At 59.4% G+C, this 25,659-nt stretch carries 25 protein-coding genes, 1 pseudogene and 1 riboswitch; of the genes and pseudogenes, 18 read left to right on the top strand and 8 right to left on the bottom strand.

Features of this window, described 5'->3' with window-relative positions:
* Positions 1 to 206: 206 nt before the first annotated feature.
* Both ABIE13_RS08205 and ABIE13_RS08200 read right to left on the bottom strand, forming a co-directional pair.
* Positions 207 to 554, bottom strand: coding sequence for a cell division protein ZapA (locus ABIE13_RS08205; protein WP_354442644.1), 348 nt, complete (start codon positions 552 to 554; stop codon positions 207 to 209).
* The gene (locus ABIE13_RS08200; protein WP_354442643.1) at positions 551 to 787 is read right to left on the bottom strand and encodes a DUF904 domain-containing protein; all 237 of its coding nucleotides are present in this window, start codon (positions 785 to 787) and stop codon (positions 551 to 553) included. Before ABIE13_RS08200 ends, ABIE13_RS08205 begins: the two co-directional genes overlap by 4 nt.
* Before the next feature lie 52 nt (positions 788 to 839).
* A riboswitch (cobalamin riboswitch) is annotated at positions 840 to 1,094 on the top strand.
* Between the two features lie 89 nt (positions 1,095 to 1,183).
* On the opposite strand from ABIE13_RS08200, the gene ABIE13_RS08195 reads away from it, so the two are divergent.
* The 10 genes from ABIE13_RS08195 to ABIE13_RS08150 all read left to right on the top strand — a co-directional run bounded on the left by ABIE13_RS08195 (position 1,184) and on the right by ABIE13_RS08150 (position 11,240).
* The gene (locus tag ABIE13_RS08195) at positions 1,184 to 3,007 is read left to right on the top strand and encodes a TonB-dependent receptor domain-containing protein (protein ID WP_354442642.1); all 1,824 of its coding nucleotides are present in this window, start codon (positions 1,184 to 1,186) and stop codon (positions 3,005 to 3,007) included.
* A 103-nt stretch (positions 3,008 to 3,110) separates the two neighbouring features.
* A complete protein-coding gene (locus ABIE13_RS08190; RefSeq protein WP_354442641.1) occupies positions 3,111 to 3,698 on the top strand; it encodes a bifunctional adenosylcobinamide kinase/adenosylcobinamide-phosphate guanylyltransferase in 588 nt (195 codons plus the stop codon).
* A 56-nt stretch (positions 3,699 to 3,754) separates the two neighbouring features.
* Complete coding sequence (locus ABIE13_RS08185; protein WP_436278395.1) at positions 3,755 to 4,633, top strand: ABC transporter substrate-binding protein; 879 nt, start codon at positions 3,755 to 3,757, stop codon at positions 4,631 to 4,633.
* Positions 4,630 to 5,613 (top strand): FecCD family ABC transporter permease, encoded by a 984-nt coding sequence (locus ABIE13_RS08180; RefSeq protein ID WP_354442640.1) that lies wholly within the window; start codon positions 4,630 to 4,632, stop codon positions 5,611 to 5,613. The genes ABIE13_RS08185 and ABIE13_RS08180 overlap by 4 nt, the downstream gene beginning before the upstream one ends.
* A complete protein-coding gene (locus tag ABIE13_RS08175) occupies positions 5,610 to 6,410 on the top strand; it encodes an ABC transporter ATP-binding protein (RefSeq protein ID WP_436278386.1) in 801 nt (266 codons plus the stop codon). Before ABIE13_RS08180 ends, ABIE13_RS08175 begins: the two co-directional genes overlap by 4 nt.
* Positions 6,411 to 6,424: 14 nt before the next feature.
* Positions 6,425 to 7,006 carry a cob(I)yrinic acid a,c-diamide adenosyltransferase gene (gene cobO, locus ABIE13_RS08170; RefSeq protein ID WP_354442639.1) on the top strand — a complete coding sequence of 194 codons (582 nt, stop codon included), beginning with the start codon at positions 6,425 to 6,427 and terminating at the stop codon, positions 7,004 to 7,006.
* 106 nt (positions 7,007 to 7,112) lie between these two features.
* A complete protein-coding gene (locus ABIE13_RS08165) occupies positions 7,113 to 7,655 on the top strand; it encodes a methylated-DNA--[protein]-cysteine S-methyltransferase (protein WP_354442638.1) in 543 nt (180 codons plus the stop codon).
* On the top strand, positions 7,652 to 8,653 hold the full coding sequence (gene cbiB / locus ABIE13_RS08160) for an adenosylcobinamide-phosphate synthase CbiB (RefSeq protein ID WP_436278385.1): 1,002 nt from the start codon (positions 7,652 to 7,654) through the stop codon (positions 8,651 to 8,653). Before ABIE13_RS08165 ends, cbiB begins: the two co-directional genes overlap by 4 nt.
* The gene (locus tag ABIE13_RS08155; protein ID WP_354442637.1) at positions 8,650 to 9,681 is read left to right on the top strand and encodes an aminotransferase class I/II-fold pyridoxal phosphate-dependent enzyme; all 1,032 of its coding nucleotides are present in this window, start codon (positions 8,650 to 8,652) and stop codon (positions 9,679 to 9,681) included. The genes cbiB and ABIE13_RS08155 overlap by 4 nt, the downstream gene beginning before the upstream one ends.
* Complete coding sequence (locus tag ABIE13_RS08150; RefSeq protein WP_354442636.1) at positions 9,678 to 11,240, top strand: cobyric acid synthase; 1,563 nt, start codon at positions 9,678 to 9,680, stop codon at positions 11,238 to 11,240. The genes ABIE13_RS08155 and ABIE13_RS08150 overlap by 4 nt, the downstream gene beginning before the upstream one ends.
* A gap of 532 nt (positions 11,241 to 11,772) precedes the next feature.
* On the opposite strand, the gene ABIE13_RS08145 is transcribed toward ABIE13_RS08150, so the two are convergent.
* Positions 11,773 to 12,540 carry a class I SAM-dependent methyltransferase gene (locus ABIE13_RS08145; protein WP_354442635.1) on the bottom strand — a complete coding sequence of 256 codons (768 nt, stop codon included), beginning with the start codon at positions 12,538 to 12,540 and terminating at the stop codon, positions 11,773 to 11,775.
* On the opposite strand from ABIE13_RS08145, the gene cobT reads away from it, so the two are divergent.
* Both cobT and ABIE13_RS08135 read left to right on the top strand, forming a co-directional pair.
* Positions 12,539 to 13,579 (top strand): nicotinate-nucleotide--dimethylbenzimidazole phosphoribosyltransferase, encoded by a 1,041-nt coding sequence (gene cobT, locus ABIE13_RS08140; RefSeq protein WP_354442634.1) that lies wholly within the window; start codon positions 12,539 to 12,541, stop codon positions 13,577 to 13,579. The two genes, ABIE13_RS08145 and cobT, sit on opposite strands and share 2 nt — an antisense overlap.
* Complete coding sequence (locus ABIE13_RS08135; RefSeq protein ID WP_354442633.1) at positions 13,576 to 14,385, top strand: adenosylcobinamide-GDP ribazoletransferase; 810 nt, start codon at positions 13,576 to 13,578, stop codon at positions 14,383 to 14,385. Before cobT ends, ABIE13_RS08135 begins: the two co-directional genes overlap by 4 nt.
* A 69-nt stretch (positions 14,386 to 14,454) precedes the next feature.
* Here the strand turns inward: ABIE13_RS08135 and ABIE13_RS08130 are convergent, their stop codons facing one another.
* Entirely contained in the window at positions 14,455 to 16,356 is a 1,902-nt protein-coding gene (locus ABIE13_RS08130) for an Lcl domain-containing protein (RefSeq protein WP_354442632.1), read from the bottom strand.
* Between the two features lie 337 nt (positions 16,357 to 16,693).
* Between ABIE13_RS08130 and ABIE13_RS08125 the strand changes: the two genes are divergently transcribed.
* The 3 genes from ABIE13_RS08125 (at position 16,694) to ABIE13_RS08115 (ending at position 18,641) form a co-directional block, all read left to right on the top strand.
* Complete coding sequence (locus tag ABIE13_RS08125; RefSeq protein WP_354442631.1) at positions 16,694 to 17,251, top strand: histidine phosphatase family protein; 558 nt, start codon at positions 16,694 to 16,696, stop codon at positions 17,249 to 17,251.
* 60 nt (positions 17,252 to 17,311) lie between these two features.
* On the top strand, positions 17,312 to 17,770 hold the full coding sequence (locus ABIE13_RS08120; RefSeq protein WP_354442630.1) for a GNAT family N-acetyltransferase: 459 nt from the start codon (positions 17,312 to 17,314) through the stop codon (positions 17,768 to 17,770).
* A 289-nt stretch (positions 17,771 to 18,059) separates the two neighbouring features.
* Entirely contained in the window at positions 18,060 to 18,641 is a 582-nt protein-coding gene (locus ABIE13_RS08115; RefSeq protein WP_354442629.1) for an alpha-ketoglutarate-dependent dioxygenase AlkB, read from the top strand.
* A gap of 587 nt (positions 18,642 to 19,228) precedes the next feature.
* On the opposite strand, the gene ABIE13_RS08110 is transcribed toward ABIE13_RS08115, so the two are convergent.
* The 4 genes and pseudogenes from ABIE13_RS08110 to ABIE13_RS08095 form a co-directional block, all read right to left on the bottom strand.
* Positions 19,229 to 20,035 (bottom strand): alpha/beta hydrolase, encoded by an 807-nt coding sequence (locus ABIE13_RS08110; protein WP_354442628.1) that lies wholly within the window; start codon positions 20,033 to 20,035, stop codon positions 19,229 to 19,231.
* A gap of 21 nt (positions 20,036 to 20,056) precedes the next feature.
* Positions 20,057 to 20,884: a proteasome-type protease gene (locus ABIE13_RS08105; protein ID WP_354442627.1), complete on the bottom strand. Its 828-nt coding sequence runs from the start codon at positions 20,882 to 20,884 to the stop codon at positions 20,057 to 20,059.
* 16 nt (positions 20,885 to 20,900) lie between these two features.
* Complete coding sequence (gene mutS / locus ABIE13_RS08100; RefSeq protein ID WP_354442626.1) at positions 20,901 to 23,549, bottom strand: DNA mismatch repair protein MutS; 2,649 nt, start codon at positions 23,547 to 23,549, stop codon at positions 20,901 to 20,903.
* Positions 23,550 to 23,715: 166 nt separating this feature from the next.
* Positions 23,716 to 23,982: pseudogene (locus tag ABIE13_RS08095) on the bottom strand (MBL fold metallo-hydrolase); the annotation flags it as partial.
* A gap of 162 nt (positions 23,983 to 24,144) precedes the next feature.
* On the opposite strand from ABIE13_RS08095, the gene ABIE13_RS08090 reads away from it, so the two are divergent.
* The 3 genes from ABIE13_RS08090 to ABIE13_RS08080 are packed head-to-tail and all read left to right on the top strand — an operon-like array spanning position 24,145 to position 25,352.
* The gene (locus ABIE13_RS08090) at positions 24,145 to 24,465 is read left to right on the top strand and encodes an ArsR/SmtB family transcription factor (protein WP_354442625.1); all 321 of its coding nucleotides are present in this window, start codon (positions 24,145 to 24,147) and stop codon (positions 24,463 to 24,465) included.
* A 3-nt stretch (positions 24,466 to 24,468) separates the two neighbouring features.
* Positions 24,469 to 24,906, top strand: a complete 438-nt coding sequence (locus ABIE13_RS08085; RefSeq protein WP_354442624.1) for a YeeE/YedE family protein — start codon at positions 24,469 to 24,471, stop codon at positions 24,904 to 24,906.
* Positions 24,907 to 24,917: 11 nt separating this feature from the next.
* A complete protein-coding gene (locus ABIE13_RS08080; RefSeq protein WP_354442623.1) occupies positions 24,918 to 25,352 on the top strand; it encodes a DUF6691 family protein in 435 nt (144 codons plus the stop codon).
* Positions 25,353 to 25,659 lie beyond the last annotated feature (307 nt).

The following is a 25,659-nucleotide window of genomic DNA, read 5'->3' as shown; positions in this document are numbered from 1 at the left end:
TCAGAGAGCATTGGTTCAAGGAAGTATAAAGCCCGGCATGCACCGCAGACATGGCTATTTTAGCTCCCTTGCTGACTTAAAGATGCCCTGTGCGATAGAACTCGATGCAAGAAGTAAATTCATGCGGTCCGCCGTGGACGTCCATCTTTTAGGATGCTGCGTGGATGGGCACCCTCGGCAGAAGGGTCACCCAACTGCGCAGCCTCCTAAAGTAGGCGTCCGTCGTCGCCCAGAGCTTGGTCAAGGCGGGTAAGCAGCGCGTTCAGCGTGGCTTGCTCGGCGATGCTCATGCCGGGTTCGAAATCTCCCTGGCGTGATTGATCGGCAGCCGAGGTTGTTTCGCCCGGTACGGGTTTCGGGTCTGTCAATTCGAATGCCAGATTCAGGGCCGCCAGCACGGCGATGCGGTCCCGTGCCTTGATTTTTCCGGCGTCCCGGATCTTGCACATGGCGGCGTCCAGGTGTTGCACAGCTTCGTGCAAGCGCTCTTCTCCGCCTTCGGGGCAGCCCAACAGGTAGCCCTGGCCCAGGATTTTGACTTCCACCTGTTTCATAAGGTCCCTTTATCCTCAGGTGAGAGCACGCCAGCGGCCGCTGGCAGCCGGTCGATCAGCGAGTCGACCCGGGCGCGGGCGGCCATCAGGCGCGACTTGAGGCTGTCGCGTTCGTGCGTGAGCGATTCAACTTGCTGCAACAGCAACTCATTGGTACGGCGCAATTCCTCATGGCGCACGAGTAACCGCTCTACGCGCTCGGAAATCTGTTCGATCAAAGGAGGGTTGGTCATGACGCGGCGGCAATGGCAGACTCCCTGATTGTAGGTGCATAGGGGCCTTGCACCTTACAATCTCCCTGTTGGTGCTCGCGTTCGTGGTTCGCACGACGCAGTTCAACGGGAAGCAGGGGGGTGCCGCGCAGCGTGCGTGGAGAGCCTAACCTGCGCTGCCCCCGCAACGGTAAGCGAAGGGAGTGTTGCCTTGCACACTCCCGCCCGTGCTTCATACAGCCACTGAATGCCCTGAACAAGCACTCGGGAAGGCGAAGCAGGGGAGACCTTCGCCAGCCCGGATACCGGCCGACAAGGAGGGAGGGCGCGTTGCCATCGGGCAATGCGCACTGCTAGTTCGCCCCATATTCCGGCGGGGAAGCCGGTAGGGGGTTTGTGTCACCCACGTTCATTCTCATGAGATACCCGCTCCCGTACAAGCAGGCACTGCTGCCGCTTGCCTTGGCCTGCGCCTTCACTGCGCAAGCTCAAACACCCCCTCAGACAGCCACAAACGCCACGTTGGGCGAAACCATGGTGACCGCCGCTCGCACGGCTCAGCCTTTGACGGATGTGCTGGCCGATGTCACGCTGATCGACGCTGAACAAATCCAGCGCAGTGGGGCAGTCAGCATGACCGATCTGCTGGCGCGCCAGCCGGGGATCGAGCTGTCGCGCAATGGCGGTCCAGGCTCCACGAGTAGCGTGTTTTTAAGGGGTGGCGAGAACCGGTTTACCGCCGTCTACATCGATGGCATACGGGTCGACTCCCAATCAACCGGTGGCGCACCTTGGGAGTCGATTGCTCTTGGACAGGTCGAACGTATCGAGATCGTCCGAGGGGCAGCGGCTGCTGTATATGGCTCTGATGCCGTGTCTGGCGTGATCCAGATCTTTACCCGCAAAGGTGAGGGTGCATTCGCTCCCTATGTGGGCGTTGCAGTGGGCAATCACGGTCGCAAGGTCGTCGAGGCGGGCCTTTCCGGCAAGGCAGATGCTGTGGACTATGCCCTGGGCATCACCCGCGACACCAGCCGTGGTTTTGACAGCCGTCCAGGCACCAACCCAGACATTGACGGTTACCGCAACACGAATGCCAGTGCCCGGGTGGGCTGGCAGATCAACAATGCTCACCGGCTGACGGCCAGCGGTACGTACAGCGACATGGACGCTCAGTACGATGGCTTCACCCCCAATCTTGACGACCACGGATTGAACCGCTTGCGCACGGGCGGGCTGACCTGGTCCGCGCAGTGGACCAAGAACTACAGCACACGTTTGTCCGTGAGTGAGTCCCGGCAGGTCTATGAGACCAAGCCCAGCGTCTATCGCACCGAAACCACCTTGCGCGACTACCTCTTTCAGAACGAGTGGCGCAGTGGTGGCCATCTGGTGACCGCTGGACTTGAGCGCCGCACGGACCACCTGGTCAACAGCCCTATCGATCAAGGTCGGCACCAGAACGCTCTGGCGCTTGGCTACGGCTACACGGGCGGCGCCCACACGGTTCAGGTCAATGTGCGTCGTGATGATGACAGTGAGTTCGGTGGCCAGACGACGGGCGGTTTGTCCTACGGCTACAGCTTTGCTCCTGGCTGGCGTGTCACAGCGGCTGCAGCCAGCTCTTTCCGTGTGCCTACGCTGTACCAACGTTTCTCCCAGTATGGCCAGCCTGCGCTGCAGCCAGAGAAGGGCCGCAGCATGGAGTTGGGTGTGCAGTGGGCCCAGGGCGGCAGCCGCCTGGGCGCTACGGTCTACCGCAACCGCGTGCGCAACCTCATCACATTCGGCTCTCCCGGCCCTTGCCAGGATGCCTTCGGATGCTATGAGAACACGGGTCGCGCCGAATACATGGGCATCACGATTTCTGGTGCGCACAGGCTGGGTGCCGTCAATCTGAGTGGCTCGCTTGATCTGCAGGAACCCAAGGATCTGAACACCGACAAAGTACTGGCACGCCGGGCACGGCAACTGCTGAAATTGGCCGCGGATACACGCGTTGGTGAATGGACCTTGGGCGCCGAAGCGGTGGCTTCTTCCATGCGCTTCGATAATGCATCCAACACCAACAGGATGGGCGGTTACGGATTGGTCAACCTCTATGCTACGACCACGATCGCACGCGAATGGACTCTGCTCGCGCGCATCAACAACCTGGCCAACAAGGAGTATCAACTGGCACGGGGCTACGCCACGGCAGGGCGCGAGCTCTACGTTGGTTTGAAATGGACGCCGAAATAAGCTGTCCTGCGACAGAAGGGGGTGGCCCCCCCTCGTTGCGCTATCGCACCTTTCCTCCGGCTCGGGGGGAGGGCGCTGGAAGCGGCTTACACCTATCTCACACATGACTGAGCTGAAGCTTGCACGCAGCGAACTGATCATTGGGGGTCAGAAGAGTGGGAAATCACGCCGAGGTGAAGATCTCGCCATCGCCTGGTTGCGGGCCAGCGCGTCTCACAGCGCCGTGCTTATCGCCACCGCACAAGCGTATGACGATGAAATGCGCGAACGGATTGCGCGCCACCAGCGGGAGAGGGCCCTGCGCGTACCAGGGCTGCGTACACTTGAAGCCAGTAAAGACTTGGCTGCAGTTCTTCAGCAAGCTGGAGGAGCCGAGACACTTCGGGTGATCGATTGCCTGACCCTTTGGCTGACCGGATTGCTCATGCCGATGGAGACCGAGAATCAGGCCGTTGGCGCATTCGAAATCCCGGAGCAAGCTATTGATCGCTTGCTTGCTGCCATCGAGTCTTCGCCCGGGCCCGTCGTGCTGGTCGGAAATGAAATCGGTCTAGGCGTGATTCCAATGGGCCGCGAGGTCAGGGCCTTTGTGGATGCACTGGGCGTGCTCAATCAGCGCGTCGCGGAACGGTGCGAACGGGTGGTGTTGATGGCAGCCGGGCTGCCGTTGTATTTGAAGGGGTCACCGTGAACGTCTGGTGGTTTTTGAAGAACAAAGTACTCGGTTCAAGTTCGCGTCGGGTTCTTGTGACCGCGCTTTGTCCATTCATAGCGCTAGGGGTACTTTTTGCCGCCCCGGCGGTTCATGCCTATCAGGTGGCTGACGATCAAGGCACCGTTATTCAGTTGGCTGCGCCGCCGCAGCGCATCGTCAGCTTGTTGCCCTCACTGACTGAAACCGTTTGCGAACTGGGCGCTTGCTCGCGCTTGATCGGCGTGGACCGTTATTCCAATTGGCCAGCCGATGTGCGGAAGTTGCCGCAAGTGGGAGGCGGGCTGGACCCCAACATTGAAGCCATTGTGGCGCTCAAGCCTGATCTGGTTCTCATGGCGACGTCTTCGCGTGCAGCCGAGCGTTTGCGGGCACTAGGTCTGAAAGTGGCGGCACTGGAGCCCAAGACCGGTGCGGATGTGCGCCGGGTCATAGACAAGCTGGGACAGATTTTGCAGGTGTCTGGCGCGGACAGGGTAGCGCGAAGCATCGACGAAGGCATCGCAGCGGCTGCGCGTTCTGTACCGGCTCATCTGCAAGGACAGCGGGTTTATTTTGAAGCCAGCCCTGGCCCCCACGCGGCAGGGCCCTCGTCGTTCATTGGCGAAATGCTCAAAGCCTTGGGCATGCGCAATATCATCGAACCCGAACTGGGACCGTTTCCAAAAATCAATCCTGAGTACGTTTTGCGTGCTGATCCCGATCTCATCATGGCTGGCGAGCGAAGTTCTTCCGAGCTTGGCAAGCGTCCCGGTTGGCGCAATCTGCGGGCGGTACGAGGCCAGCATATGTGCATATTCGATGCCGCGCAGGTGGATGCCTTGCTGCGGCCTGGGCCACGCATGGCTGAGGCTGCGCGTCTCATGGCCCGCTGCGTGACCGAAAAAGGGCCGACCGTGGGAGCCACTCGTTGAATGCTCGAGCCGCCTGGCTGGCGCTTTCGTTGCTCGGCCTTTCAGTCCTGGCCGTCGCGGTGGGTGCTGGCATTGGCAGCACTGGCTTCGAAAGCGTATGGCGCATGAGGGACGATCCCGTGGCCTGGCAAATCGTGACCGAAGTTCGCCTGCCGCGCACCGTAGGAGCCTGGTTGATTGGAGCCTTGCTGGGTCTGGCCGGGGCCGTGGCCCAAGGGCTTTTTCGCAATCCTCTGGCTGACCCTTTTCTTCTTGGCAGTGCCTCCGGTGCCATGCTGGCCGTGGCGATTGCCTTGGCGTTGATGGGCGGCGGTACGGTTACTGCCACATGGGTTGGCAAGATGGGTCTGACCGGTGCCGCCTTTTTGGGTGCGTTGGGCGGGGTTCTGCTGACGCTTTTGCTGGCAAAAGGTGTACAGCACACCATGCGCCTGCTGCTGGCTGGCGTGGTCGTGGGCTATGTGCTGGGTGCACTGAAGGATCTCGTCACTCTTTCCGCACCAGAGGTGCTGTCTGCCATGGTGGGCTTTGTGCTCGGCAACACTGCCTTCATCGGTTGGAGTGCGTGTGTGGTGATGGCGGTCGTATTGCTTCCGGCCATGGCGTTGGCATGGGTGCTGGCACGTGTGCTCGATGGACTGAGTCTGGGAGAGGCGACTGCGCAAAGCCTGGGCTTGCCGCTGGCGCCCATGCGCGCTGCCCTGATCGGTGTATTGGCGCTGGCTACGGGCACCGCAGTGGCACAGGCAGGCCTGATTGGATTTGTAGGGCTGGCCGCGCCTCACCTGGTTCGGCCGTTGGCGCGCGTCACTCATGGCCCCTTGGTTTTACTCTCCGCGATGATGGGTGGCGTGCTGCTGATGCTGGCTGACATCGCAGCGCGTGCCCTCATCTGGCCCCAAGAGTTGCCCGTGGGAGTGCTCACGGCTGTGCTGGGGGGCGGTTACCTGCTCTGGCTCATGTACCGGAGAACCAGATGAACTCCGTGAGCGCTTCCGCAAAATCAGCAGCCATTTCAGTCCATTCGTCAGAAACGAGAATCGGCGCAACGCCCATTCTTCACGAGATGGACTTGGCACTTCCCCCCAAGCGGTGGACCAGTATCGTTGGCCCCAACGGCGCAGGAAAGTCCACGCTCTTGCGTGTCCTGGCGGGGCTTTTGCCTACCGCCGGTCAGGTTCAGTTGCAGGGCCGCCCGCTCAGTCAGTGGCCTGCACGTGATCGAGCCTGCCAACTGGCATGGCTGGGGCAGGGCGAAGGAGGGGGCGAAGATCTCACCGCCTACGACGTCGCCCTGCTGGGGCGTCTGCCTCATCGCAGCTGGCTCGCGCCGGCATCAGCAGCCGACCACAGTGCAGTGGCACGCGCACTGCATAAGACCCAGGTCTGGGAACTGCGAGATCGTCGGTTGGGCGATCTTTCCGGTGGTGAGCGACAACGCGTTCTGCTGGCTCGCGCTCTGGTTGTCGAAGCACCGGTATTGTTGATGGATGAGCCCCTGGCTCACCTGGACCCGCCGCATCAGTCGGACTGGTTGACCATCGTACAAGGCCTGGTAGCAGCCGGGGGAGCGGTGGTCAGTGTGCTGCACGAGTTGTCTATCGCTTTGCAAGCCGATGATCTCGTGATTGTGCGCAACGGCCGGATTGTTCACTACGGCTCTTGCGCAGATCCCAAGACCCACGCTGCACTTCAGGCTGCTTTTGAAAATCGAATCACCATCCACGCCCTGGAAGGCGGATGGGTGGCACTGCCGCGCGCGCCGCGGCCAATGTGAGAAAAGGCTCAACCATGCAAATTGAAACACCACCTACCGAGAAAAGGTATGACAAACCCGCTGGAGAGCGGCGCGGCCTCATCATCGTAAATACCGGGGACGGCAAGGGCAAAAGTACCGCGGCGTTTGGCCTTGCGCTTCGCGCCTTTGGCCGGCAACACGTGCATGGCAAGCAGGTCGTGATTTATCAGTTCATGAAGGTGCCTTCAGCTCGATTTGGTGAGCACCGCATGTTTGAGCAGATTGGCTTGCGCATTGAAGGCCTGGGCGACGGGTTTTCCTGGAAGAGCAAGGACCTTGATCATTCCGCGCAACTGGCTAGAGACGGCTGGGAAAAGGCCAAGGCGGACATTTTGGGCGGCGAGCACTTTCTGGTGGTGCTCGATGAAATCACCTACCCGCTTATCTACGGCTGGCTGCCGCTGGAGGATGTAGTGCAGACGCTCAAGGATCGCCCTGCGGACGTCCACGTATGCCTGACCGGCCGGCGCTGCCCGCCTGAACTCATTGAGTTGGCGGACACTGTGACCGAAATGACTCTGATCAAACACGCCTTCAAAGCAGGGGTGCCCGCCCAGCGTGGTATTGAGGACTGAGAGGGTTGGAACGACCCTATCGTGTCCGCCTTGACGGCATACTGAGCGCGGAGCTCCATTTCAACACCAGCGACAATGGTTCAGATGTCCCGCTGGAAAAATCAATATGTCCGACCTGACGATGCACACCTATCCCACTCCTGTGGGCGAAATGATCGCGGTGTTTACGTTGAAGGGTTTGCGATTGCTTGAATTCGCAGGGCAGGCGCGTGTGGACCGCGAGATGGCTCAGGTCGAGTCTGCAGCGGGTGGGCCTGCGGTACTCGGTCAGAATGCCTTGACAGAACAAATGGGCAACGAATTGGCGGAGTACTTTGCCAGTGGGCGCCGCATCTTCGATATACCTCTCGATTTGCTAGGTACGCCGTTTCAGCAGCGCGTGTGGAAGGCGCTGCTCGAAATTCCCTACGGCCAAACATGGAGCTATGGCCAGCAAGCTCATCACATCGGCAGCCCCACCGCCAGCCGGGCGGTGGCGGCGGCCAATGGTCAGAACAAGGTATCCATCCTGGTCCCATGCCATCGCGTGATTGGTAGCAATGGCTCGCTCACTGGCTATGGGGGTGGCCTTGAGAGAAAGCAGTTTCTGCTGGCACTGGAGAGGGAAAACGTGCAGCCGCAAGGGCAGCTTTGGAAAGCACTTGGATGATGCTGGAGTTGTCTTGGGCTTGGTGGGGTGTTTTGGCAGAACCCGATAGGGCGGGTGTGGTTCTGCTGGCCTGTGTGCCCGCCTTGGCCATCGCCATTGACCGGCTACTGGGTGAACCGCCGGTGCGATGGCATCCGGTGGTGTGGATGGGGCGTTGGCTGGCCTGGGCGGGTGAGCGATTGGCACCCAACGCTGAGGAATCTGCTCTGTTGCCTCAGTGGCGCATTTTCTGGATGGCTGCGTTTTCCTGGTGTGGTGCGGCGGCTTTCGTGTTTTCCGTCAGCTGGTTGATTCAATCCTGGGTAATGACTCAGCCATTCTGGCTGGCCGCGTTGGCTTTGAGCCTGTTGCTCAAGCCGCTTCTTTCCTGGGCGATGCTTCACGATGAGGTGTTGTCCGTGGAGCGTGAATTGGCGCAATCCCTCAAGGCCGGCCAGACACAGCTCAAGCGCCTGGTCAGCAGAGACGTGGAGGCCCTCTCAGCAGAAGGTGTGCGTGAGAGCGCGATTGAATCACTGGCCGAGAATCTCAACGATTCCGTGGTGGCGCCCCTCTTCTGGTTTGTCCTTTTGGGCTTGCCTGGGGCAGCACTTTTTCGCTTTGCCAACACCGCTGATGCCATGTGGGGCTACCCGGGTGCTCGCAATGGGCGTGATTGGCAATGGGCAGGCAAGTGGGCGGCGCGCGCTGACGACGTGCTGGGCTGGGTGCCCGCGCGGATCACCGCACTGCTGATCTGTGTGTGGGGCGGATTGCGTGGATGCAACCGTCTGCCTATGGAAGCCTGCCGAACGCCGTCGCCCAACGGCGGCTGGCCGATGGCGGCCATGGCCCTTGTATTGGGTATCCGCTTGTCCAAGCCAGGTGTGTATGCGCTGAACGAGAGCGCTCGTTTGCCGGGGCCTGCTGACACTTTGCGCGCGTGTGCGATCGGCTCGCGTACGGTACTGGTAGCGGCTTTATTGAGCTGTGGTGTCCTGCTGGTGGTTCTGACATGAGCCTACTCGCCAGTCGTACCCATGGTGGTACCGACATGATGGGAGTGCCCGCGCATGATCTCTCATCGAACTCCAATGCGTGTGGGCCTTACTGGCCTGCCGAAGAAGCTCTGCGTGCTGCAGACGCACGCCATTACCCTGATCACGCCTACACATCGCTCGTCATTCAACTGGCCGCATGGCACGGCGTCGCGCCATCGCGCATTGTGCTTGGCAGTAGCGGCAGCGAGTTGATCCAGCGCCTTAGCATCGCGGCGGCCCTGGAGGTATCAGGGTCCAGGCAGACCGCATCTGTCTGGCTGCCAGAGCACGCTTACGGTGACTATGCCTATGCTGCCGGGGCGGCTGGCCTCGGACGTGTGCACCATGCTGAACAAGCGGATTTGATCTGGGCCTGTGATCCTTCAAGTCCCGTCGGCCAAGCCCACAAAGACCTGGCAGGTCAAGTGACTGCTTTGCGGCCCGGTCAAACCATGGTGTTGGACCAGGCCTATGAGCCTTTGCGCCTGAGCGGCGCCTTGGCGTTGGATGAGCGTGCGCTTGATGCGGTATGGAGAATCATCACCCCGAACAAGGCTATGGGTTTGACGGGAGTGCGTGCCGCCTACGCTATTGCCCCGCGCCAAGAGGCTGGACTGCTGGCGCGGGTGCGGGCGTTAGCGCCGTCCTGGCCGCTGGGTGTGCACGGCGTCGCACTGCTTGAAAGCTGGGCTACGGTAGATGCCCATCAATGGCTGTCCGAATGCCGGGAGCAACTCAAGTTATGGAAAGCGCGCCAAATCAGTTTGCTGCGCGCGGCAGGTTGGAGTGTGTCTCCCAGCGACGCCAATTTTTTTGTCATCGCTCGCAGTGGCGGAATGCAAGCGGAAACCGGGTTTGATATGAAGTCCTGTCTGGAAGCTCTGCGCATGCGCGGCATCAAGTTGCGAGACTGCGCAAGCTTTGGCTTGCCGCACCACATGCGGGTAGCGGTGGCCAGCCCCGCCGTGCAAGACGAGCTGATGCTTGCATTGAAGGGGGACAAATGACCGCTCGTTGTGTCATGGTGCTGGGTACCAGCAGTGGAGCGGGCAAGAGCTGGGTGACTACCGCGCTGTGCCGCTATTACTCCAACCAAGGTCTGAGGGTTGCGCCATTCAAGGCTCAGAACATGAGTAACAACGCTCGTGTGGTGGCTCATGTCGTGCGAGCTGCTCCCGAAGCTGTAGGGGCACAGGCTGGCTCCCCGCAGCCAATGCATGAGGTGGGGGAGATCGGCTCCGCGCAGTATTTTCAAGCGCTTGCAGCGCGCGCTGAGCCAGAGGTGCGCATGAACCCGTTGCTCCTAAAGCCTGAAGCAGATACCCATAGCCAGGTGGTGTTGATGGGGCAAGTGAGTGCTGAGTTGACTGCCTTGCCCTGGCGCGGTCGAAGCGAGCGCGTGTGGCCTCAGATCGCTGCGGCTTTAGACGCCTTGCGCGCTGAAAATGATGTGGTGGTGATAGAGGGCGCTGGCTCGCCCGCAGAGATCAACCTGATGGCCAATGACATCGTCAACCTCAGGGTGGCGCGCCATGCGGATGCGCGCTGCCTTTTGGTGACGGACATTGATAGAGGCGGTGCTTTTGCCCACCTTTACGGCACCTGGGCGCTATTGCCTGAGGAAGACCGCGCACGAATCAAAGGGTTCGTGCTCAACAAATTCAGGGGCGACGCGGCCTTGCTTGCACCGGCGCCGCAGCAGATAGAAGAGCTGACCCAGGTGCCTGTGGTGGCGGTGGTGCCCATGCGTTTTGGGCACGGTCTGCCTGAAGAAGATGGCTTGTTTGACGACAGTGCCACAGGTGCTTCGGTTGTCGGCGAAGCAGGGTCATCTTCAGATGCGGACAACACCAGTCTCAGGCCACATCACATCGCCATCATTGCGTATCCGCGCATCAGCAATCTGGATGAATTTCAGCCTCTCAAGAATGTGCCTGGACTGCATGTGACCTGGGCTCGCACGCCGTCACAGGTACGCGGCGCTGACACGGTCATCTTGCCGGGCAGCAAAGCGACGGCCTCGGATCTGGCCTGGCTTCGCGATCAGGGCCTGGATGCTGCCATTGCAGAACACGCTGCACGCGGCAACAGGGTCCTGGGTATTTGTGGTGGACTGCAGATGCTGGGAGAGGCGCTAATTGATATGCACGGCGTGGAAAGCCAGGGGAATGCGCCAGGGCTGGGTTTGCTGCCCTTGGTCACGACCTTTGAGCCGCAAAAGACGGTGCGCCGTAGTCGCGTTCGTCTGGGCGAGGTGGATGGGCTTTGGTCGGCACTTTCCTTGGTTGAAGTGGCCGGCTATGAGATTCACAGCGGTCAGACGGCCCAACACCCTGCCATGGCGGCAAAGGGGGGTGTGGCGCGTGAAGTCGCTGCAGGACTTGCTTGGCAGAATGTTGCGGGCAATGTGTTGGGTATTTATCTGCACGGCATGTTTGAAGATGCGGCGGTGGTGAGGGCTTTGTTTGGCGCGCAGGCGCTATCGCTGGAGGACGTGTTTGAGCGGTTGGCTGCAGAGGTTCAGGCGGACTTTTTGCCTGGAGTTCTGGATGCTTTGATTGCTTGAAGATTCTTTTAGACTCGGTGGGCTCAATCGTCCCGAGGCCGAGCGAAGCGATGGCCCGATTCAGGTTTCCCACCCCTTTGGCCGTGCCGAGGAGCGCAGGGCCAGGGGCGGGCAAGAGCACTGCAAGATGCTCTTGCTTCGTGAACTAGCTTGCGGCAGCTGTTTGACCGAAGAGAGCGAAGTGAACGAAGGGAGTTCTGCCGCGCCGCCCCTGGACCGAGCACCGGAGGTTGCCTGGAGCGAAGCGGAGGGTCACGGACAGTGGGGCCGCCTTTTCTTGCGCCAGGTTCTTTTGGCGGAGCAAAAGAAGGTGGCTGCGCTGCCGGGCGCACATCCCGGCCTCCGACCTCAAGTGAAGAGCAGAAGGTAATTAGTAACCGCCGAGATCAATCGACCGCCGCTTGCCCTCACCCCGCCCCTCTCCCAAAGGGAGAGGGAGTTGAGGCCACAGCAGCGCTCAACAAATGGCCGCTTTTCCTGGAAAGAATCACCCAAGTCGTGAGCGAGCGGCGACAAGAATGTCAACCTAGTCTTAAACCCGCTCGCAGTAGTACGCCTGTGTCTGGTAAGGCACTCGCACTACCTCACGTCCCTTGAGCTCCGGATGAGTTGCAATCAACGACTCGACGCGCTCACGCACCAGTGCTTGCTCCTGCTCTGGCAGGCTCGCGATAAAACTGACGGACATGACCCGGTCTACGATCACCTGCTGGGGTGGGCCCACGTGGGCATGTTCGAAACGGGTTTCATGGAGCGCGGTGAAAGCAGGGTGCGGGAACGCGTTTCGCCAGTCGCCTTTGTAGAAGCGGGGAGCGTCGCCTTCGTAAGGTGTCATGATGGCGGTCAACGCGGCCACCCAGTCGACTGATTCATCACGCACATTCCACACCAGGCCCAGGCGGGCTCCAGGTTTCAACACACGCGCGAACTCGTCTACGGCCTCCCGGTTGGCGAACCAATGGAAGGCTTGGGCGCATACGATGGCGTCTAGCGAGGCGGCTGCAAGTGGAATGCTTTGCGCGGTTCCTGCGAGTGCGCGGACCCCCGGTTGCGCAGACTCAATTTTCTCTCGCATGGCAGCGACCGGCTCCACTGCGGAGACATCAGCGCCGGTAGCGGTCAACAAGGGCGTGAACTTGCCTGTGCCGGCGCCCACATCCGCCACCGTTTGGCCCGGGCCCAGGTGGAGGGTTTCTTTCAACCAATGGCCCAACTCGGCTGGATAATCGGGTCGACCCCGCGAATAGGCTTGGGCCTGTTTTGAATATCCTTCCTGTGCGGCAACGTGTACTTCACTCATGGCGCTTGAATTCCCAAAAATCGAAGACCTTCATAATGCCGCATTGGCGGTAAATTTGCAGCGCAAGCTGGACGGCAAGACCAAACCCCTGGGTGCACTTGGTCATTTGGAGAGCCTGGCCCATCAACTGGGGATGATTCTGGGCAGCGAAACGCCGGACCTGCACCTTCCTCAACTTCTGGTTTGTGCGGCCGATCACGGCATGGCAGCACGCGGCGTGTCTGCCTATCCCAGTGATGTGACCTGGCAAATGGTGGGCAACTTCCTGGCAGGTGGTGCGGCTGTGAGTGTGCTCGCCCGTCAGCACAGCATCACTCAGACCGTGGTCGATTGCGGAGTACGTCACGATTTCCCGGCAGCGCCCGGCCTGCTCAACCGAAAAATAGCCCAAGGTACGCAAGATGCCAGCCAAGGCCCTGCCATGAGTCTGGCCCAGTGTGAGCAGGCGGTGACAAATGGCATGCAGATCGTGCAAGACATGCCTGGCAACGCTTTGCTGCTGGGGGAGATGGGCATTGGCAATACGTCGGCGGCTGCATTGTTGTTGGCTCGGCTTGCGGACATTGATGTCGCGGAATGCGCCGGGGCGGGTACCGGGCTGAACGAAGAGGGCATCGCCCGTAAGACTGCTGTGCTGCGCGAAGCGCTCGCCGCCAACAAGGAGGCTTGTGAGCCGCTGCCCGTTCTGGCCGCCTTGGGAGGATTCGAAATCGCCACGCTCACAGGTGCCGTGTTGACGGCCGCCCACCAGCGACGTGTGATCTTGGTAGACGGCTTTATCAGTTCCAGCGCCGTAATGGTCGCGTCGAAATTGGCGCCCTTTGTATTGCAACGATGCATCTTTGCGCATAGATCGAGTGAGCAAGGCCATGCCCGTATGCTGAGAGAGATGAGCGCGACGCCGTTATTTGATCTGGGGCTGCGTCTGGGTGAGGGCAGTGGGGCGGCGCTGGCTTGGCCGATGCTTGTATCGGCCTGTGCCATTTTGCGTGATATGGCCAGTTTCGAGTCCGCTGGCGTATCAGGGAAATCTGAATGAACGAAAAGACTCAGCAAGCACTACGGCATTTTTTACTGGCGCTTCAGTTCTTCACGCGCATTCCCATCACTGGGAGATTGGGCGCATGGGTCGGTTACAGCCCGGAAATGCTGAGTGCAAGCAGCGCTTATTTCCCTGCCGTGGGCTGGGTCGTAGGCGGAGCGGCTGCAGTGATGATGGGGCTCGCACTCGCCTGGTTGCCTATAGGTCCGTTGGGTGCATTGGCGGCGGCGTTGATCGCTACGCTGGGTACTGTGTGGTTGACCGGCGCTTTTCATGAAGACGGCCTGGCTGATACGGCTGACGGGTTGGGTGGCAGCGTTTCGCCTGAGCGTGCCTTGCAGATCATGAAGGATTCGCGCATAGGCAGCTATGGCACGGTAGCGTTGGTTTTGGCGCTAGGCCTGAAAGTGGTGCTGGTGGCAACGATCGCTCAAAGTGGCGCCTGGCAAGCGATGGCCGCTCTTTTGGCTGCGCATGTGCTGTCCCGCTTGGCGCCCTTGGTGGTCATGCGCTCTTTGCCCTACGTGAGCGATGCAGACTCTGCCAAATCAAAGCCCATGGCCGAAGCGGTCACAGGTGCGGGTTTTCGCACCGGATGTCTTTGGTCAATTCCGGCGTTACTCCTGATTTGGCAAGCGCACGGTTTTGGCCACTTGGTTCTCGCGCTGCTATTTTGGATGGCAGCCATTGCTTATGTTTTCAGATTGCTGCGCAGGCGCCTCCAGGGCTTCACAGGGGATACTCTGGGGGCCGTTCAGCAGGTGTGCGAGCTAGCTCTTTATCTGGCTTTGGCAATGCAATAAAAAAAGCAGGCTGATGCCTGCTTTTTGGCTTTCCTGGAAGGCTCTTAAATCGTCAACACGTTCTCTAATTTAAGAGTCTTTGTTGGCGACGCACCAGGCGCCTGCCGTTTTGGCACGGTATTGATGGGGTTGGTAGGGGATCACGGTTTGAATATGAGCTGAGTCCACACCGTAGTCCCAAAGCGCCTCGAAATACGAGTCACCGGATCGCGTGTTCGAGAAGTAGGCCACCGCAGGTTGACCTACCCAGAATCCTTCCGAGTAGTTGCCAGTCGTCGTGGCCTGCTTGAATCCTTTTTTCACAAACCACTCGAAGATGCCTGTGCCGTCCCCAGCATTGCCGCTGTTGTTGGGGCTGTCTTCACCTTTCACGACGGCATGGAGTTCAGCCTCAGTGGGCAGGCGCCAGTTGGCATGGCCGCCAAACTTCTGTGTTGCCTTCTGTTCGCAAGCTCTTCTTGCGAGGACGATGTAATTGTCGTACTCGGAGTGTTCGGCAAAAGGCAGGTTGGTGACAGGTGCGCGCAGCCATACAAGGCCGGTACGAAGTTGCTCTATGACGTCTTCATCTTTGTAGCGAACTTCTTCTATGCGTGCCTGCTGTTTGGGCAGGCTGCCGTAAAGGTACAGATCAAGCGCAACTTGTCCACCGTTATCTGCGTTCTGGAGAGGAGGCGTTTGTGTCGCCTTGCTGGACTTGTTGTGAGCACGGTAGCTGTAGGCCTCAACCAGGAGGTGAACACCCATCTCTTGAATGGCCTTGTAGTAATCGTGCAGCTCAATAAGGCGTGGATCGGTGATGGGTGCGTCAAACGGCCGTTTGGTCCGCAGGAAGTCGTTGGCGCGCACAATCAGGCCTGGTTCTGTCACGGTCATGGCCAGGTGCTGGGCTGCAATGGAGGCCAGCCGTGCTTCGACACCTGTCGTCTCGTTCAATATGGCGTCGATATAGCCTTCAATCTTCTTCTTGCGAATATCCAGGTCCATGTTCCTGAAATTCTCACAAGCGGAGTAGTTGGCCTGGTCTTTGGGGTCACACTGGTCACTGGCGGCCTGAGCCACCGTGGTCAGATGCTTGTACTGGCCCTGGATGAACGTCACGTCCTTGGCCAATGACAAAGTGATGTTTTGAAGCAGCTCGTCCTTCTGGCCGCTGATCAACTCGTAGGTGAGCTTGATCAGGTTGTCGAGCTTGGCATTGATTTCATGCAGCTGCGCCAGAATTTCGGCATTGGCGTTAAGGCCTTCAAATGACGCTGCTTTCTCGAAGATCAAGCCGACGCCGTCCTTCGCCAGAGCGTCGGCCAGAAAACCCAGCAGCGAAAAATCACTACCACCCAACAAAGGTCCTCTAGCAAACGAATGTGATGGGGTGCCCGATGCCATTTCGTCCATGACACCGTTCAAGTATGCATTCAATGAGGTGGCCCCGCTTTGGGCGGCCTGACTCAAGAGCACGTCATGGCTGAAGTAGGTTTGCTTGGGGTTGGCTACGTCGAAGCCAGCACTGGAGGTCACTGGAATCTGTAGAAACTGTTTGACCTTCTTCGATGCTTCTTCTACACCGACACCTTTATGGAGGTCGATGTAGCGGCTGATCATGGTGGTGGCCGCGTTCGCGTACAGCACGTCTTCGTCAATCACGAAATTCTCGACATCCAGTACCAGGGTGTCCTTGAAGGGCTGGCCCTGGTAAGTTCCGCCGGTGGCCGTGATTCGAAAGCGAGCTGCCTTGTTATCTGGCACAGCCAGATGAAAGACACCGCCAGCGTCTGTAGGGCGTTCAGTGGCACCTATCTGATTACCATTGGCGTCCAGCAGTTTGACCTGCGCACCCACCACGGGGGAGCTGAGATGGATTCTTCCGATCGCTTGCTTGGTGACGTCGTCCGGATCAGAGTCTCCCGATCCGCCGCACGCCGTCAGCAGCACGAATGCGATCAGCGAAAGGCATTTTGAAAGTCTCTTCATGATTGTTCTTTCGTCCGATTGAAATCGCACAGGAAAATCAAATCGCCCTGGCGATAGGAATGACCGTGATAATCTGTTGGCCACAGAGCCGCTACTGCAAGAAGCCATCATGACAGATGGTGTGCAGGGTTTTCCCCCTGAGCAAAAAACCATTCTCACGTGAGCGAGACACGTGGTCAACAGATAGGCGCAGGCATTGCTGCCGCTCCTATGGTGAGTAACTGCATTGGGACATTAGTTCCATACATTGGCAAAATAAAGCTGGCGACCCTGTCAAAAGAGAAGAGAAGTCCCATGACGATGTTGGTCAATGGCTGCAGAAACTAATAACAATTCCATGCTCTGGCTGATTCGCCATGCACCCGTGCTGACTGAAAAGGGCGTGTGCTACGGTGCCAGCGATCTTCCCGCGGATCGCGCAACCACAGATGAGGCAGCCCGTACTCTCGCCGAAACGGTACCTGAGGGTTTGGCCGTGCGTGTGTCGCCCCTGCTGCGCTGCCAGCAGTTGGCCGGTAGCTTGAAACTGCTCAGGCCCGACTTGAGCTTTCAAGATGATCAACGTCTGCGTGAAATGGATTTCGGTCAATGGGAGGGTAAGCCCTGGGCTGATATCGAGCGGACGGAGTTTGACCAATGGATGTTGGATTTTTCCAAAGCAAGACCAGGCGGAAATGGAGAGACGGTTGCCGCTCTGATGAGCCGTGTGGCTCAGATATGGAGCGAATGGGCCGCGACCAGAGCTTCTGCCGTCTGGATTACCCATGCCGGCGTTATGCGTGGGGCGCTGTTGCTTTCCCGGGGAATCAGCCTTCCCGTGTCCGCTGCCGAGTGGCCGACCGTGGATTTGCCATTTGGTGAAGCCTTGAAGTTGACCTTGAAGCCCACTGCTTGATTGATTCAGTGGACCAGCTCTCAGAACTGCTGCTGTCCTTCCAACGTCACTTGCTGAAATATGGCATTCACCTTACACACGTTTTCTGATATTGCAGTCGACGACTGGATGAGGCTGCTTACTCACCCAGACGTGAATCGTCACATGCCACTCGCTGACGGAGGCTGGACTGAGAGCACTATTGCAGAGTGGACGAAAGGCAAGGATGCGCAGTGGCAGATGAACGGTTACGGACCGTGGTCAATTCGGATTGATGGCAGTTTTGCTGGCTGGGGCGGTTTCCAGAAGGAAGGCGGCGAGGCCGATCTCGCATTGGTGTTGCTTCCCCAGTACTGGGGGCATGGAGCTGAGATCGTTCCCGATTTCATGGGCCGTCGGATTGAACTCGGGATTGGTCCCGTGAGCATCATGTTGCCACCGAGCCGTACTCGAGTCAGAGGCTTAGCCAGACTCGGATTTGCATTCGCAGGGGAGCTTGAATACCAAGGTCAACGTTTTCTGAAGTTCCAGGCACGCTGAAAGAGGGGGCTCTTCAGCTCCAGAGGTTGCTTCTCCCTGCCTGGCCTCATTTGCAATGTTTGCTTATGAGATGACTCAGCTTCGGCTCAGGAGCCTTAAGAGTGACATCTGCATAGATCCGAGGGGCAGTGATCATGGCCTGCTGGAGCAACCGGTAGAGCAGCATGCTGCGCGTAGAAAATCGAGGAGTTCAATCCAATCCTGAGGGTAGTCCTGATCCGCGGCCGGTGCTAACATATGTATATTCATACAGTATTTTGTGAGTGCTGAAGCTGCGAGGACACCCCTTATGAATTTACAGCTATCGATGTTCGCGGATGAAACTGTGGAGCTGGCGCGGGATTCCGAAGGAGGCATTAGGTACTATCCAGGCTGTGTGCCCCAGTCTCTGACCACTCAATGGTTTTCAGAGCTGAGAGGCCTCATACCTTGGCAAAGCGACAAGCGCCCTATGTATGACCGCATCGTGGATGTGCCGCGGTTGATGGCGAGCGTCAACCTGAACGACCCTGACTGCCCGCCTTGCATCAAAGCCGCACAAGAGGCGGTGCAAAAGGTAGCACCTGCACCCTATAACCGCGTGGGGCTCAACCTATACCGTGATCAGCATGACAGCGTCGCTATGCACAACGACCGGGTTGACGACCTTCTGAATGGCTGCCCCATTGCCATTTTCTCTCTCGGCGCCACGCGGGATATGCTGATTCGAGCCAAGAAGGGGGGGCCAAGCCAGCGCATTGCACTGGCCTCCGGGAGCGTACTGGTGATGAGTTACGCATCTCAGTACACGCATGACCACGGAATTCCAAAGTGCACCAACGCTCAGATGCCGAGGATCAGCCTGGCGTTCAGGGGGCGGCTAAACCGATGACGCTAATGGCAACGCAGCCTTTGCCGGCTTTGCGAGATCCTTGTTAGCCCGGAGAGATTGAAGGCGGTGCCAGGAGGTCGGTGGGCTGGGGGGCTTCGGTATTTTCTGGTAGCGCCAAGCTCAAGCTTGGCATGGCGGCGTTTGCAGGGGCCCAGAATTGCCAAGCTGGAGCTTGGCGCTCCCAGGTCAACAGCCTTCTCGAACAACGTACAAGTTCAATCTGCGCTCAAGACTCGGACAGTGGTGCCTCGGACGTTTCGGTATTTCCTGGGAGCGCCAAGCTCCAGCTTGGCATTGCAGCGTTTGCAGAGGCCCAGAATTGCCAAGCTGGAGCTTGGCGCTCCCAGGTCAACAGCCTTCTCGAACAACGTTCAAGTTCAATCTGCGCTCAAGACTCGGACAGTGACGTCTCGGACGTTTCGGTATTTCCTGGGAGCGCCAAGCTCCAGCTTGGCATGGCAGCGTTTGCAGAGGGCCAGAATTGCCAAGCTGGAGCTTGGCGTTCCCAGGGAATACCCGGGTCCCCAGAGCTGTTCTGCATTTGGCAGCAGACGCCAAGCCCCGGTTCTACTCAGCGACGAAACCGGTCAGGCCATGGCCCGCAAGCTGGCTTCAATGGCGCTGGCCGTGGCCAGGGGCTTTTCCATCGGAAACAGGTGGGTGCCTTCCATCATCATCACCCGTCCACGCGTGATGCGACGTGTGTTTTCCAGTCCACCCACTTGCTTCATCTCTGCCGATTGCAAGCCGCCCACGAAAGCCACTGGGCAGCGAAGAGGATGCGCGCGCAGCAGGGCGCCAATATTGTGCGGCAGAGTGTCGTAGATGGAAGACTCTATGTCCCGGTCAAACGCCAATTGCCAAGTACCATCCGAGTCGAGAGTCCCGTGATCCACGTAATCGTGCAGCACCTGAGGGTCCCAGGACGCAAAGATTTTCTTGCCCCGGAAGTACTCGTAGACGGCTTCGCGGTTGTCCCATGCTTGACGCCGCTTGCGGCTGACCAGGCTGGGAGAAAAGCGCTTCATCAATGGTGTGCGCTTGGCAACCCCCAAGGCACCCGCTCGCCAGCCACCTAGAACTGGTGAGTCCAGTAACAAAACGCCTCGTGCCAGATCCGGGTGCCTGGCCGCGCACATCAAGCTCAAAATACCGCCCAGCGAATGGCCAACCAGCCACGGCGCCTGGCCACCGTCCGCCTTGCGCTGGTTGTCCGCGAAATCCGCCAACTGCTGCACCAGATGGGGCCAGTTGTCGGTGACGGGATATTTGGGATCGTGTCCGTATTTCTCGACCGCGCTGACCGTAAAGCCCCGCGCGCGCAAACTGTCCAGCACGACACGGTAAGTACTCGCAGGGAAGCTATTGCCGTGCGAAAAGACTAGAGAAAGCATGCGCGGTAGAAAAGAGCGGATTCAGATAAGACGCTCGTCGGCCGAGGCAATCTTTTTCAAGGGTGGGTGGCGAGCCGAAGACACTTTGAGCGGAGATTCAGCTTGCTCTCCGTTCCACTCAGGGTCTTCTATGCTGTCGAATACCTGACGCAAACGTTCGCCCCACGTATCGTGCAGCATCTTGAAGTAGGGATTTTCGTAATCTATGCACACCACGCGGTCGGTCTGCAACTGATCGGCCTCATAGACCACCAGATCAAGGGGCAGCCCCACCGACAGATTCGATTTGAGCGTGGAATCCATGGACACCAAGGCGCATTTTGCGGCTTCCTGTAGCGGGGTCTCGGGGGTAATGACTCGATCCAGTACGGGTTTACCGTATTTGGATTCGCCTATCTGAAAGTAAGGCGTCTCGGCTGTAGCTTCTATGAAGTTGCCGGCAGAATAAACCAGGAACAGGCGCATGCCTTCTCCGGCAATCTGCCCACCAAAAATCAGGGACACGTTAAAGTCCAGCCCCGCTTGCCGCAGCTCGTCGCCATCTCGGTGATTAATATGGCGCACAGCGCTTCCCAACACTCTGGCAGCGTCAAACATGCTGCGAGCGTTCCAGATCGAAACGCCTTCGCCCGTCTCTGCGTCGATCACCTGTTCATTCTGAAGAATCTCGCGTACTGATTGGGAAATTGAGAGGTTCCCAGCCGACAGCATCACCATGAAACGATCACCCGGACGCTCATAAATGAGCATCTTGCGGAAAGTGCTGATCGCGTCCAAACCGGCGTTAGTACGAGAGTCAGAGAGAAATACCAAACCGGCGTTGGTCTTGATGGCGCAGCAATAAGTCATGGGCGAAGGCGCCTGGTCACACGGCGGTTGAGATTTTTTTGAGCGAATACAGGGCCTCAAGCGCCTCGCGGGGGCTCAAGGCGTCGGGGTTGATCTTGTCCAATGCCGATTCTAAGGCGCTGGTCAGGGTTGGGATGGCGGCGGGTGGGGGCGCAAAAAGATCTATCTGTGCACGGCTTTGGTTGGCCCCGTCTTCCAGGGCCGCCAAGGCATGGCGGGCATGGTTGAGCACGGCCTGCGGCACTCCCGCCAGGCGGGCCACCTCCAGGCCATAGCTGCGGCTGGCGGGTCCGGGCTGGATTTCGTGCAAGAACACAATTTCTGCGCCGGATTCTGCAGCGCTCACGTGGACGTTGACCGCCGCGTGGTGCGCGGCAGGAAACTCCGTCAATTCGAAGTAATGGGTGGCAAACAGCGCAAACGACTGTGTCTTGTCATGAAGATGAGCCGCAATGCCTGTGGCCAGGGCCAGGCCATCGAAAGTGCTGGTGCCACGGCCAATCTCGTCCATCAGCACCAGCGAAGCGCGTGTGGCGGTGTGCAGAATCTGCGCCGCTTCGGTCATCTCCAGCATGAAGGTCGATTGCGCGTTGGCCAGATCGTCTGCGGCGCCAATTCGAGTATGAATGGCATCTATGGGGCCCAGGCGACAACTCTGCGCTGGAACATGGCTTCCCATGGCTGCCAGAAGCACGATCAAGGCCACCTGGCGCATGTAGGTGCTTTTACCGCCCATGTTGGGGCCAGTGATGACCTGCATGCGGCCCTTCAAGCCCAGCAGGGTGTCGTTGGGAATGAATGGGGTGCCGGTAGTCTCTTTCAGCCGCGCTTCAACCACCGGATGGCGGCCACCGCGAATCTCAATGCAAGGCTCTCGCACAAACTGGGGTGCACACCAGCCCAGTGTCAGAGATCGCTCTGCCAGGGCACACAGCGCATCAAGGCCGGCAATGGCGCGGCCAAAACGGGTCAGGCGGGCGACATGGGGTTGCAGTTCAGCCAGCAAATGCTCATAAAGCCATTTCTCGCGCGCCAATGCTCTCTCTTGTGCGGAAAGCGCCTTGTCCTCGAAGCTTTTCAGCTCTGGCGTGATGAAGCGCTCCGCGTTCTTCAGGGTCTGCCGGCGCCGGTAATCGGCTGGCACCTTGTCCGCCTGGCCTTGCGTCACCTCAATGTAGAAACCATGCACCCTGTTGAACTGCACCCGCAGGTTGGCAATGCCCGTGCGCTGGCGCTCGCGGGTTTCCAGCTCCAGCAGAAAGGCGTCGCAGTTGCTGGAAATGGCGCGCAGCTCGTCCAGTTCGGCGTCCAGGCCCGCAGCGATCACGCCGCCGTCACGGATCATGCTGGAGGGCTCATCCAGAAGCGCCATCTGCAAAAGGCCTGCGGCCTCGGTAGGCGGTGCCAGGTCTTCGGATATCTGGTTCAAAAGCGGTCCGGACCCCGTTGGCAGCAGTGTCAACAAGTCCTGATTCTGAATGGCGTTTCGCAGCGCCACCAGCTCACGAGGACGGACTTGGTTCAGCGCCAAGCGCGCGGTGATGCGCTCGACGTCGCTGGTACCTTTTAGTCTGGCACGAATCCGTTGCCATGCACTGTTGGCTTGCAGGTCTGCAATCGCGCCGTGGCGTGCGGTAGCCTGTGCACGGTCACGCGCGGGGGAAAGCAGCCAGCTCTTGAGCATACGGCTACCCATGCCGGTCATACAGGAGTCGAGCAAGGAAAACAGGGTGGGCGCGTCCTCACCGCGCAGCGTCTGCACCAGCTCCAGGTTTCTGCGCGTGGTCTGCGGAAGATCTATCAGCTCGTCCGGCCGTTCCACCCGCAGGCCCCGCACGTGCGTGAGCGCACGGCCCTGGGTGTGTTCGGCATAGGCCAGTAGAGCCGACGCGGCGGCGTGGGCCTGCGGAAGTTCTTCTGCGTTCCAGGCCGCCAGATTGGCGGTCTGAAGCTGCTCAGTCAGTTTGCGGCGGCCCAAGGCGGAATCGAACTGCCAATCAGGTCGATAAGTGAGGGCAGGGGGGCGGCCGCTGGCCATCCGGAGGCTCTTCAAGCGTTGCTCGAACGAGGGTGTCAGATCGCTGGCCGCCAGAAGCTCGCTTGGCGCAATACGGTCAATCCAGCCAGCCAGCTCGTCTGGGGAGCATTCAGCCAGATGTACTTCGCCTTGGGTCACGGCCAGCCAGGCCAAGCCGCAGCGATTGCGGGGACCGGGGTGCAAGGCCAGCAAGACGGATTCACTTTTTTCCGGTAGCAGTTCGGTGTCGGTTAATGTGCCAGGCGTGACTACACGCACCACCTTGCGTTCCACCGGGCCTTTGGAAGTTGCGGGATCACCCACCTGTTCGCAGATAGCGACAGACTCTCCCATCTTGATCAGGCGGGCCAGATACCCTTCGACAGAATGAAACGGCACGCCTGCCATCGCGATGGGCTGACCCGCCGATTGCCCGCGCTGAGTCAGCGTAATGTCGAGCAGCTCTGCCACGCGCTCTGCGTCAGCGTAGAACATCTCATAGAAGTCGCCCATGCGATAGAACAGCAGGGTGTCCGGGAAGTCCGCCTTGAGAGTCAGATATTGCTGCATCATGGGCGTGTGCCCCGACAGGTCGAGTTTGCCTACCTCCTGGTTGGTCTGGAGGTCTTTCTGTAGTCCCTTGGTCATCAATGCTTGGGTGTGGAATGGAGCTTGCTGGGCGAACGTGTGATTGTCGCTGATAGCTCGGTCTGCAATTGTTTGATTCGGTGCGGCGTGAATGAGCACCTGAGCTCGATTAAGGTCGGGCGTAGCCCCACCGGCCGATGGTGCTTGTGGCTGCACCCGCCACCAGGACCAGCCCGCCAATGCCGATCTTTCCGCCCAACTGGGTACGCAAGTAGGGCGCAGCCGAGAGGTGGTCGGCGTGGGCTTGGGTTTCCGGAATCCACTGCACCTTCAAGTCATGGGCATGCACATACTCCACCACCTTGTCGGCCGAAGCGTGTCTGGTGCGGCCGGATTTGGGGTCGTAATCGAGCACTGAATCGATGACCGCGCAGTCGCTCCCCGGGCCGTTGTGAACGACATAAGTCACGGTCCAGGTGGCGGGATCGAACATGCCGTGCACTTCGGGATGGGAGGAGGAGCACGGAAGAGGAGACATGTCAGTTCCTTTAAATAAGTAAATAATAATATATTGACATATATATTGTCTGTCAATATATTTGCAGCATTCGCTGGCGCTGCCTTGCGCCATATCAATGAACCGGAATGAAACCCGATGAAAACTCCGTTGCTGGATCTGGAGCAGATGCGCCTGGGTGCCGAGCGCGCTTGCCGGCTGATGAAAGTGCTGTCCAACCCGGACCGTCTGCTTATCCTGTGCCAGCTCTCGCAGGGCGAGCGGCGCGTGGGGGAGCTGGAGGCCTTGCTCTGCATCGTGCAGCCGACCTTGTCGCAGCAGCTCACCGTGCTGCGCGACGAGGGTCTTGTGAAAACGCGCCGCGAGGGCAAGAACATCTACTACGCGCTGTCTAGCACCGAGGTGCTGGCGGTGATGCAGGTGCTGTACGAACAGTTTTGTGCGAAAGAAAAGGAGTGAGCCATGACCATTGATTGGGCCAATTTCACGCCGTGGGCGTCACTGTCTGGCGGCATCCTGCTGGGTGTCGCGGCGGCCTTCTTCATCCTGGTCAATGGCCGGGTGTTGGGCATCAGCGGCATTCTGGGCGGTCTGTTGCCACCGAAATCGGGCGACGCTGGCTGGCGTGTGGCCTTCCTGCTGGGCATGCTGGCAGCGCCACTGGTGTACGGCATGCTCGCGCCGGCCGGGTTTGTGCAGGCACCGCGCATTGATGCGGGCTTTGCCACCATCGTGGCCGCCGGGCTGCTGGTCGGCCTGGGCACGCGCTACGGCTCGGGCTGCACCAGTGGACACGGGGTGTGCGGTCTCTCGCGCCTGTCGCCGCGTTCCGTGGTGGCCACACTGGCCTTCATGGGCGCGGGCTTCGCCATGGTCTTCATGGTTCGCCACGTTCTGTAAGGAGTACACACATGCACCGCATAACCGAATTTTTTGTGGGCCTGCTGTTCGGCCTGGGGCTGCTGCTCTCCGGCATGACCGACCCAGCCAAGGTGCTCGGCTTCCTGGACCTGTTCGGCGTCTGGGATCCGTCTTTAGCCCTCGTCATGGGCGGCGCGATCAGTGTTGGCTTCTTCGCCTATGCGCTGGCCCGCCAACGCACGACGAACTTTCTGGGCGGCGCTTTGCACCTGCCCAAGTCGAACCAGATCGACAAGCGACTGGTGCTCGGCGGCCTGACCTTCGGCGTGGGCTGGGGTCTGGCGGGCTTCTGCCCGGGGCCAGGCATCGTGTCCATGGCCTCCGGCGAGGTGAAGGCTGCAGTGTTCGTGGCAGCCATGGTCGTTGGCATGGCGATCTTCGAGATCGCCGAGCGTACGGGTTTGCGTCAGCGCATGGGGGCCTGAGACGGCATCCCCAAACGGGAGGCACGAGTACTAGCCGATCTACCGCTGGACAGTGCGTTCCGGCGCGACGCCGTGCTAGGCCTAGCGGCTTTCATGAGCAGCGACGCCCGGCTGGGGTTGGCGGCCTTCGCGTGTGGAGAGCGTATTGACTACAGCACTCCGCCGCCATCATCAATACTTGGTGAATCGCTCGTCACGCTCGTCCACAGTGTTGGTCTGTCGTAGCAACCCCCGGGCCAACGTAACAGGGTCTCAAGCGGATTCGCTACTGTTGCTAAACTTGCCCTTTATTCCTGAGACGGGCCTG

Origin of the sequence: Ottowia thiooxydans (genome assembly GCF_040548795.1) — a bacterium.
GTDB lineage: Bacteria > Pseudomonadota > Gammaproteobacteria > Burkholderiales > Burkholderiaceae_C > Ottowia > Ottowia thiooxydans_A.
The sequence above is the reverse complement of the archived record's forward strand: the minus strand, read 5'-3'. Positions and strand labels throughout refer to the sequence as shown.

Coding starts and splice junctions, on each gene's coding strand:
- ABIE13_RS08125 (WP_354442631.1), top strand. CDS start 16,694: ATGCTCTGGCTGATTCGCCATGCACCCGTGCTGACTGAAAAGGGCGTG.
- ABIE13_RS08155 (WP_354442637.1), top strand. CDS start 8,650: ATGAGCCTACTCGCCAGTCGTACCCATGGTGGTACCGACATGATGGGA.
- cobO (WP_354442639.1), top strand. CDS start 6,425: ATGCAAATTGAAACACCACCTACCGAGAAAAGGTATGACAAACCCGCT.
- ABIE13_RS08205 (WP_354442644.1), bottom strand. CDS start 554: ATGAAACAGGTGGAAGTCAAAATCCTGGGCCAGGGCTACCTGTTGGGC.
- ABIE13_RS08195 (WP_354442642.1), top strand. CDS start 1,184: ATGAGATACCCGCTCCCGTACAAGCAGGCACTGCTGCCGCTTGCCTTG.
- mutS (WP_354442626.1), bottom strand. CDS start 23,549: ATGACCAAGGGACTACAGAAAGACCTCCAGACCAACCAGGAGGTAGGC.
- cbiB (WP_436278385.1), top strand. CDS start 7,652: ATGATGCTGGAGTTGTCTTGGGCTTGGTGGGGTGTTTTGGCAGAACCC.
- ABIE13_RS08130 (WP_354442632.1), bottom strand. CDS start 16,356: ATGAAGAGACTTTCAAAATGCCTTTCGCTGATCGCATTCGTGCTGCTG.
- ABIE13_RS08145 (WP_354442635.1), bottom strand. CDS start 12,540: ATGAGTGAAGTACACGTTGCCGCACAGGAAGGATATTCAAAACAGGCC.
- ABIE13_RS08105 (WP_354442627.1), bottom strand. CDS start 20,884: ATGACTTATTGCTGCGCCATCAAGACCAACGCCGGTTTGGTATTTCTC.
- ABIE13_RS08150 (WP_354442636.1), top strand. CDS start 9,678: ATGACCGCTCGTTGTGTCATGGTGCTGGGTACCAGCAGTGGAGCGGGC.
- ABIE13_RS08165 (WP_354442638.1), top strand. CDS start 7,113: ATGTCCGACCTGACGATGCACACCTATCCCACTCCTGTGGGCGAAATG.
- cobT (WP_354442634.1), top strand. CDS start 12,539: ATGGCGCTTGAATTCCCAAAAATCGAAGACCTTCATAATGCCGCATTG.
- ABIE13_RS08120 (WP_354442630.1), top strand. CDS start 17,312: ATGGCATTCACCTTACACACGTTTTCTGATATTGCAGTCGACGACTGG.
- ABIE13_RS08085 (WP_354442624.1), top strand. CDS start 24,469: ATGACCATTGATTGGGCCAATTTCACGCCGTGGGCGTCACTGTCTGGC.
- ABIE13_RS08200 (WP_354442643.1), bottom strand. CDS start 787: ATGACCAACCCTCCTTTGATCGAACAGATTTCCGAGCGCGTAGAGCGG.
- ABIE13_RS08135 (WP_354442633.1), top strand. CDS start 13,576: ATGAACGAAAAGACTCAGCAAGCACTACGGCATTTTTTACTGGCGCTT.
- ABIE13_RS08175 (WP_436278386.1), top strand. CDS start 5,610: ATGAACTCCGTGAGCGCTTCCGCAAAATCAGCAGCCATTTCAGTCCAT.
- ABIE13_RS08080 (WP_354442623.1), top strand. CDS start 24,918: ATGCACCGCATAACCGAATTTTTTGTGGGCCTGCTGTTCGGCCTGGGG.
- ABIE13_RS08090 (WP_354442625.1), top strand. CDS start 24,145: ATGAAAACTCCGTTGCTGGATCTGGAGCAGATGCGCCTGGGTGCCGAG.
- ABIE13_RS08110 (WP_354442628.1), bottom strand. CDS start 20,035: ATGCTTTCTCTAGTCTTTTCGCACGGCAATAGCTTCCCTGCGAGTACT.
- ABIE13_RS08115 (WP_354442629.1), top strand. CDS start 18,060: ATGAATTTACAGCTATCGATGTTCGCGGATGAAACTGTGGAGCTGGCG.
- ABIE13_RS08190 (WP_354442641.1), top strand. CDS start 3,111: ATGACTGAGCTGAAGCTTGCACGCAGCGAACTGATCATTGGGGGTCAG.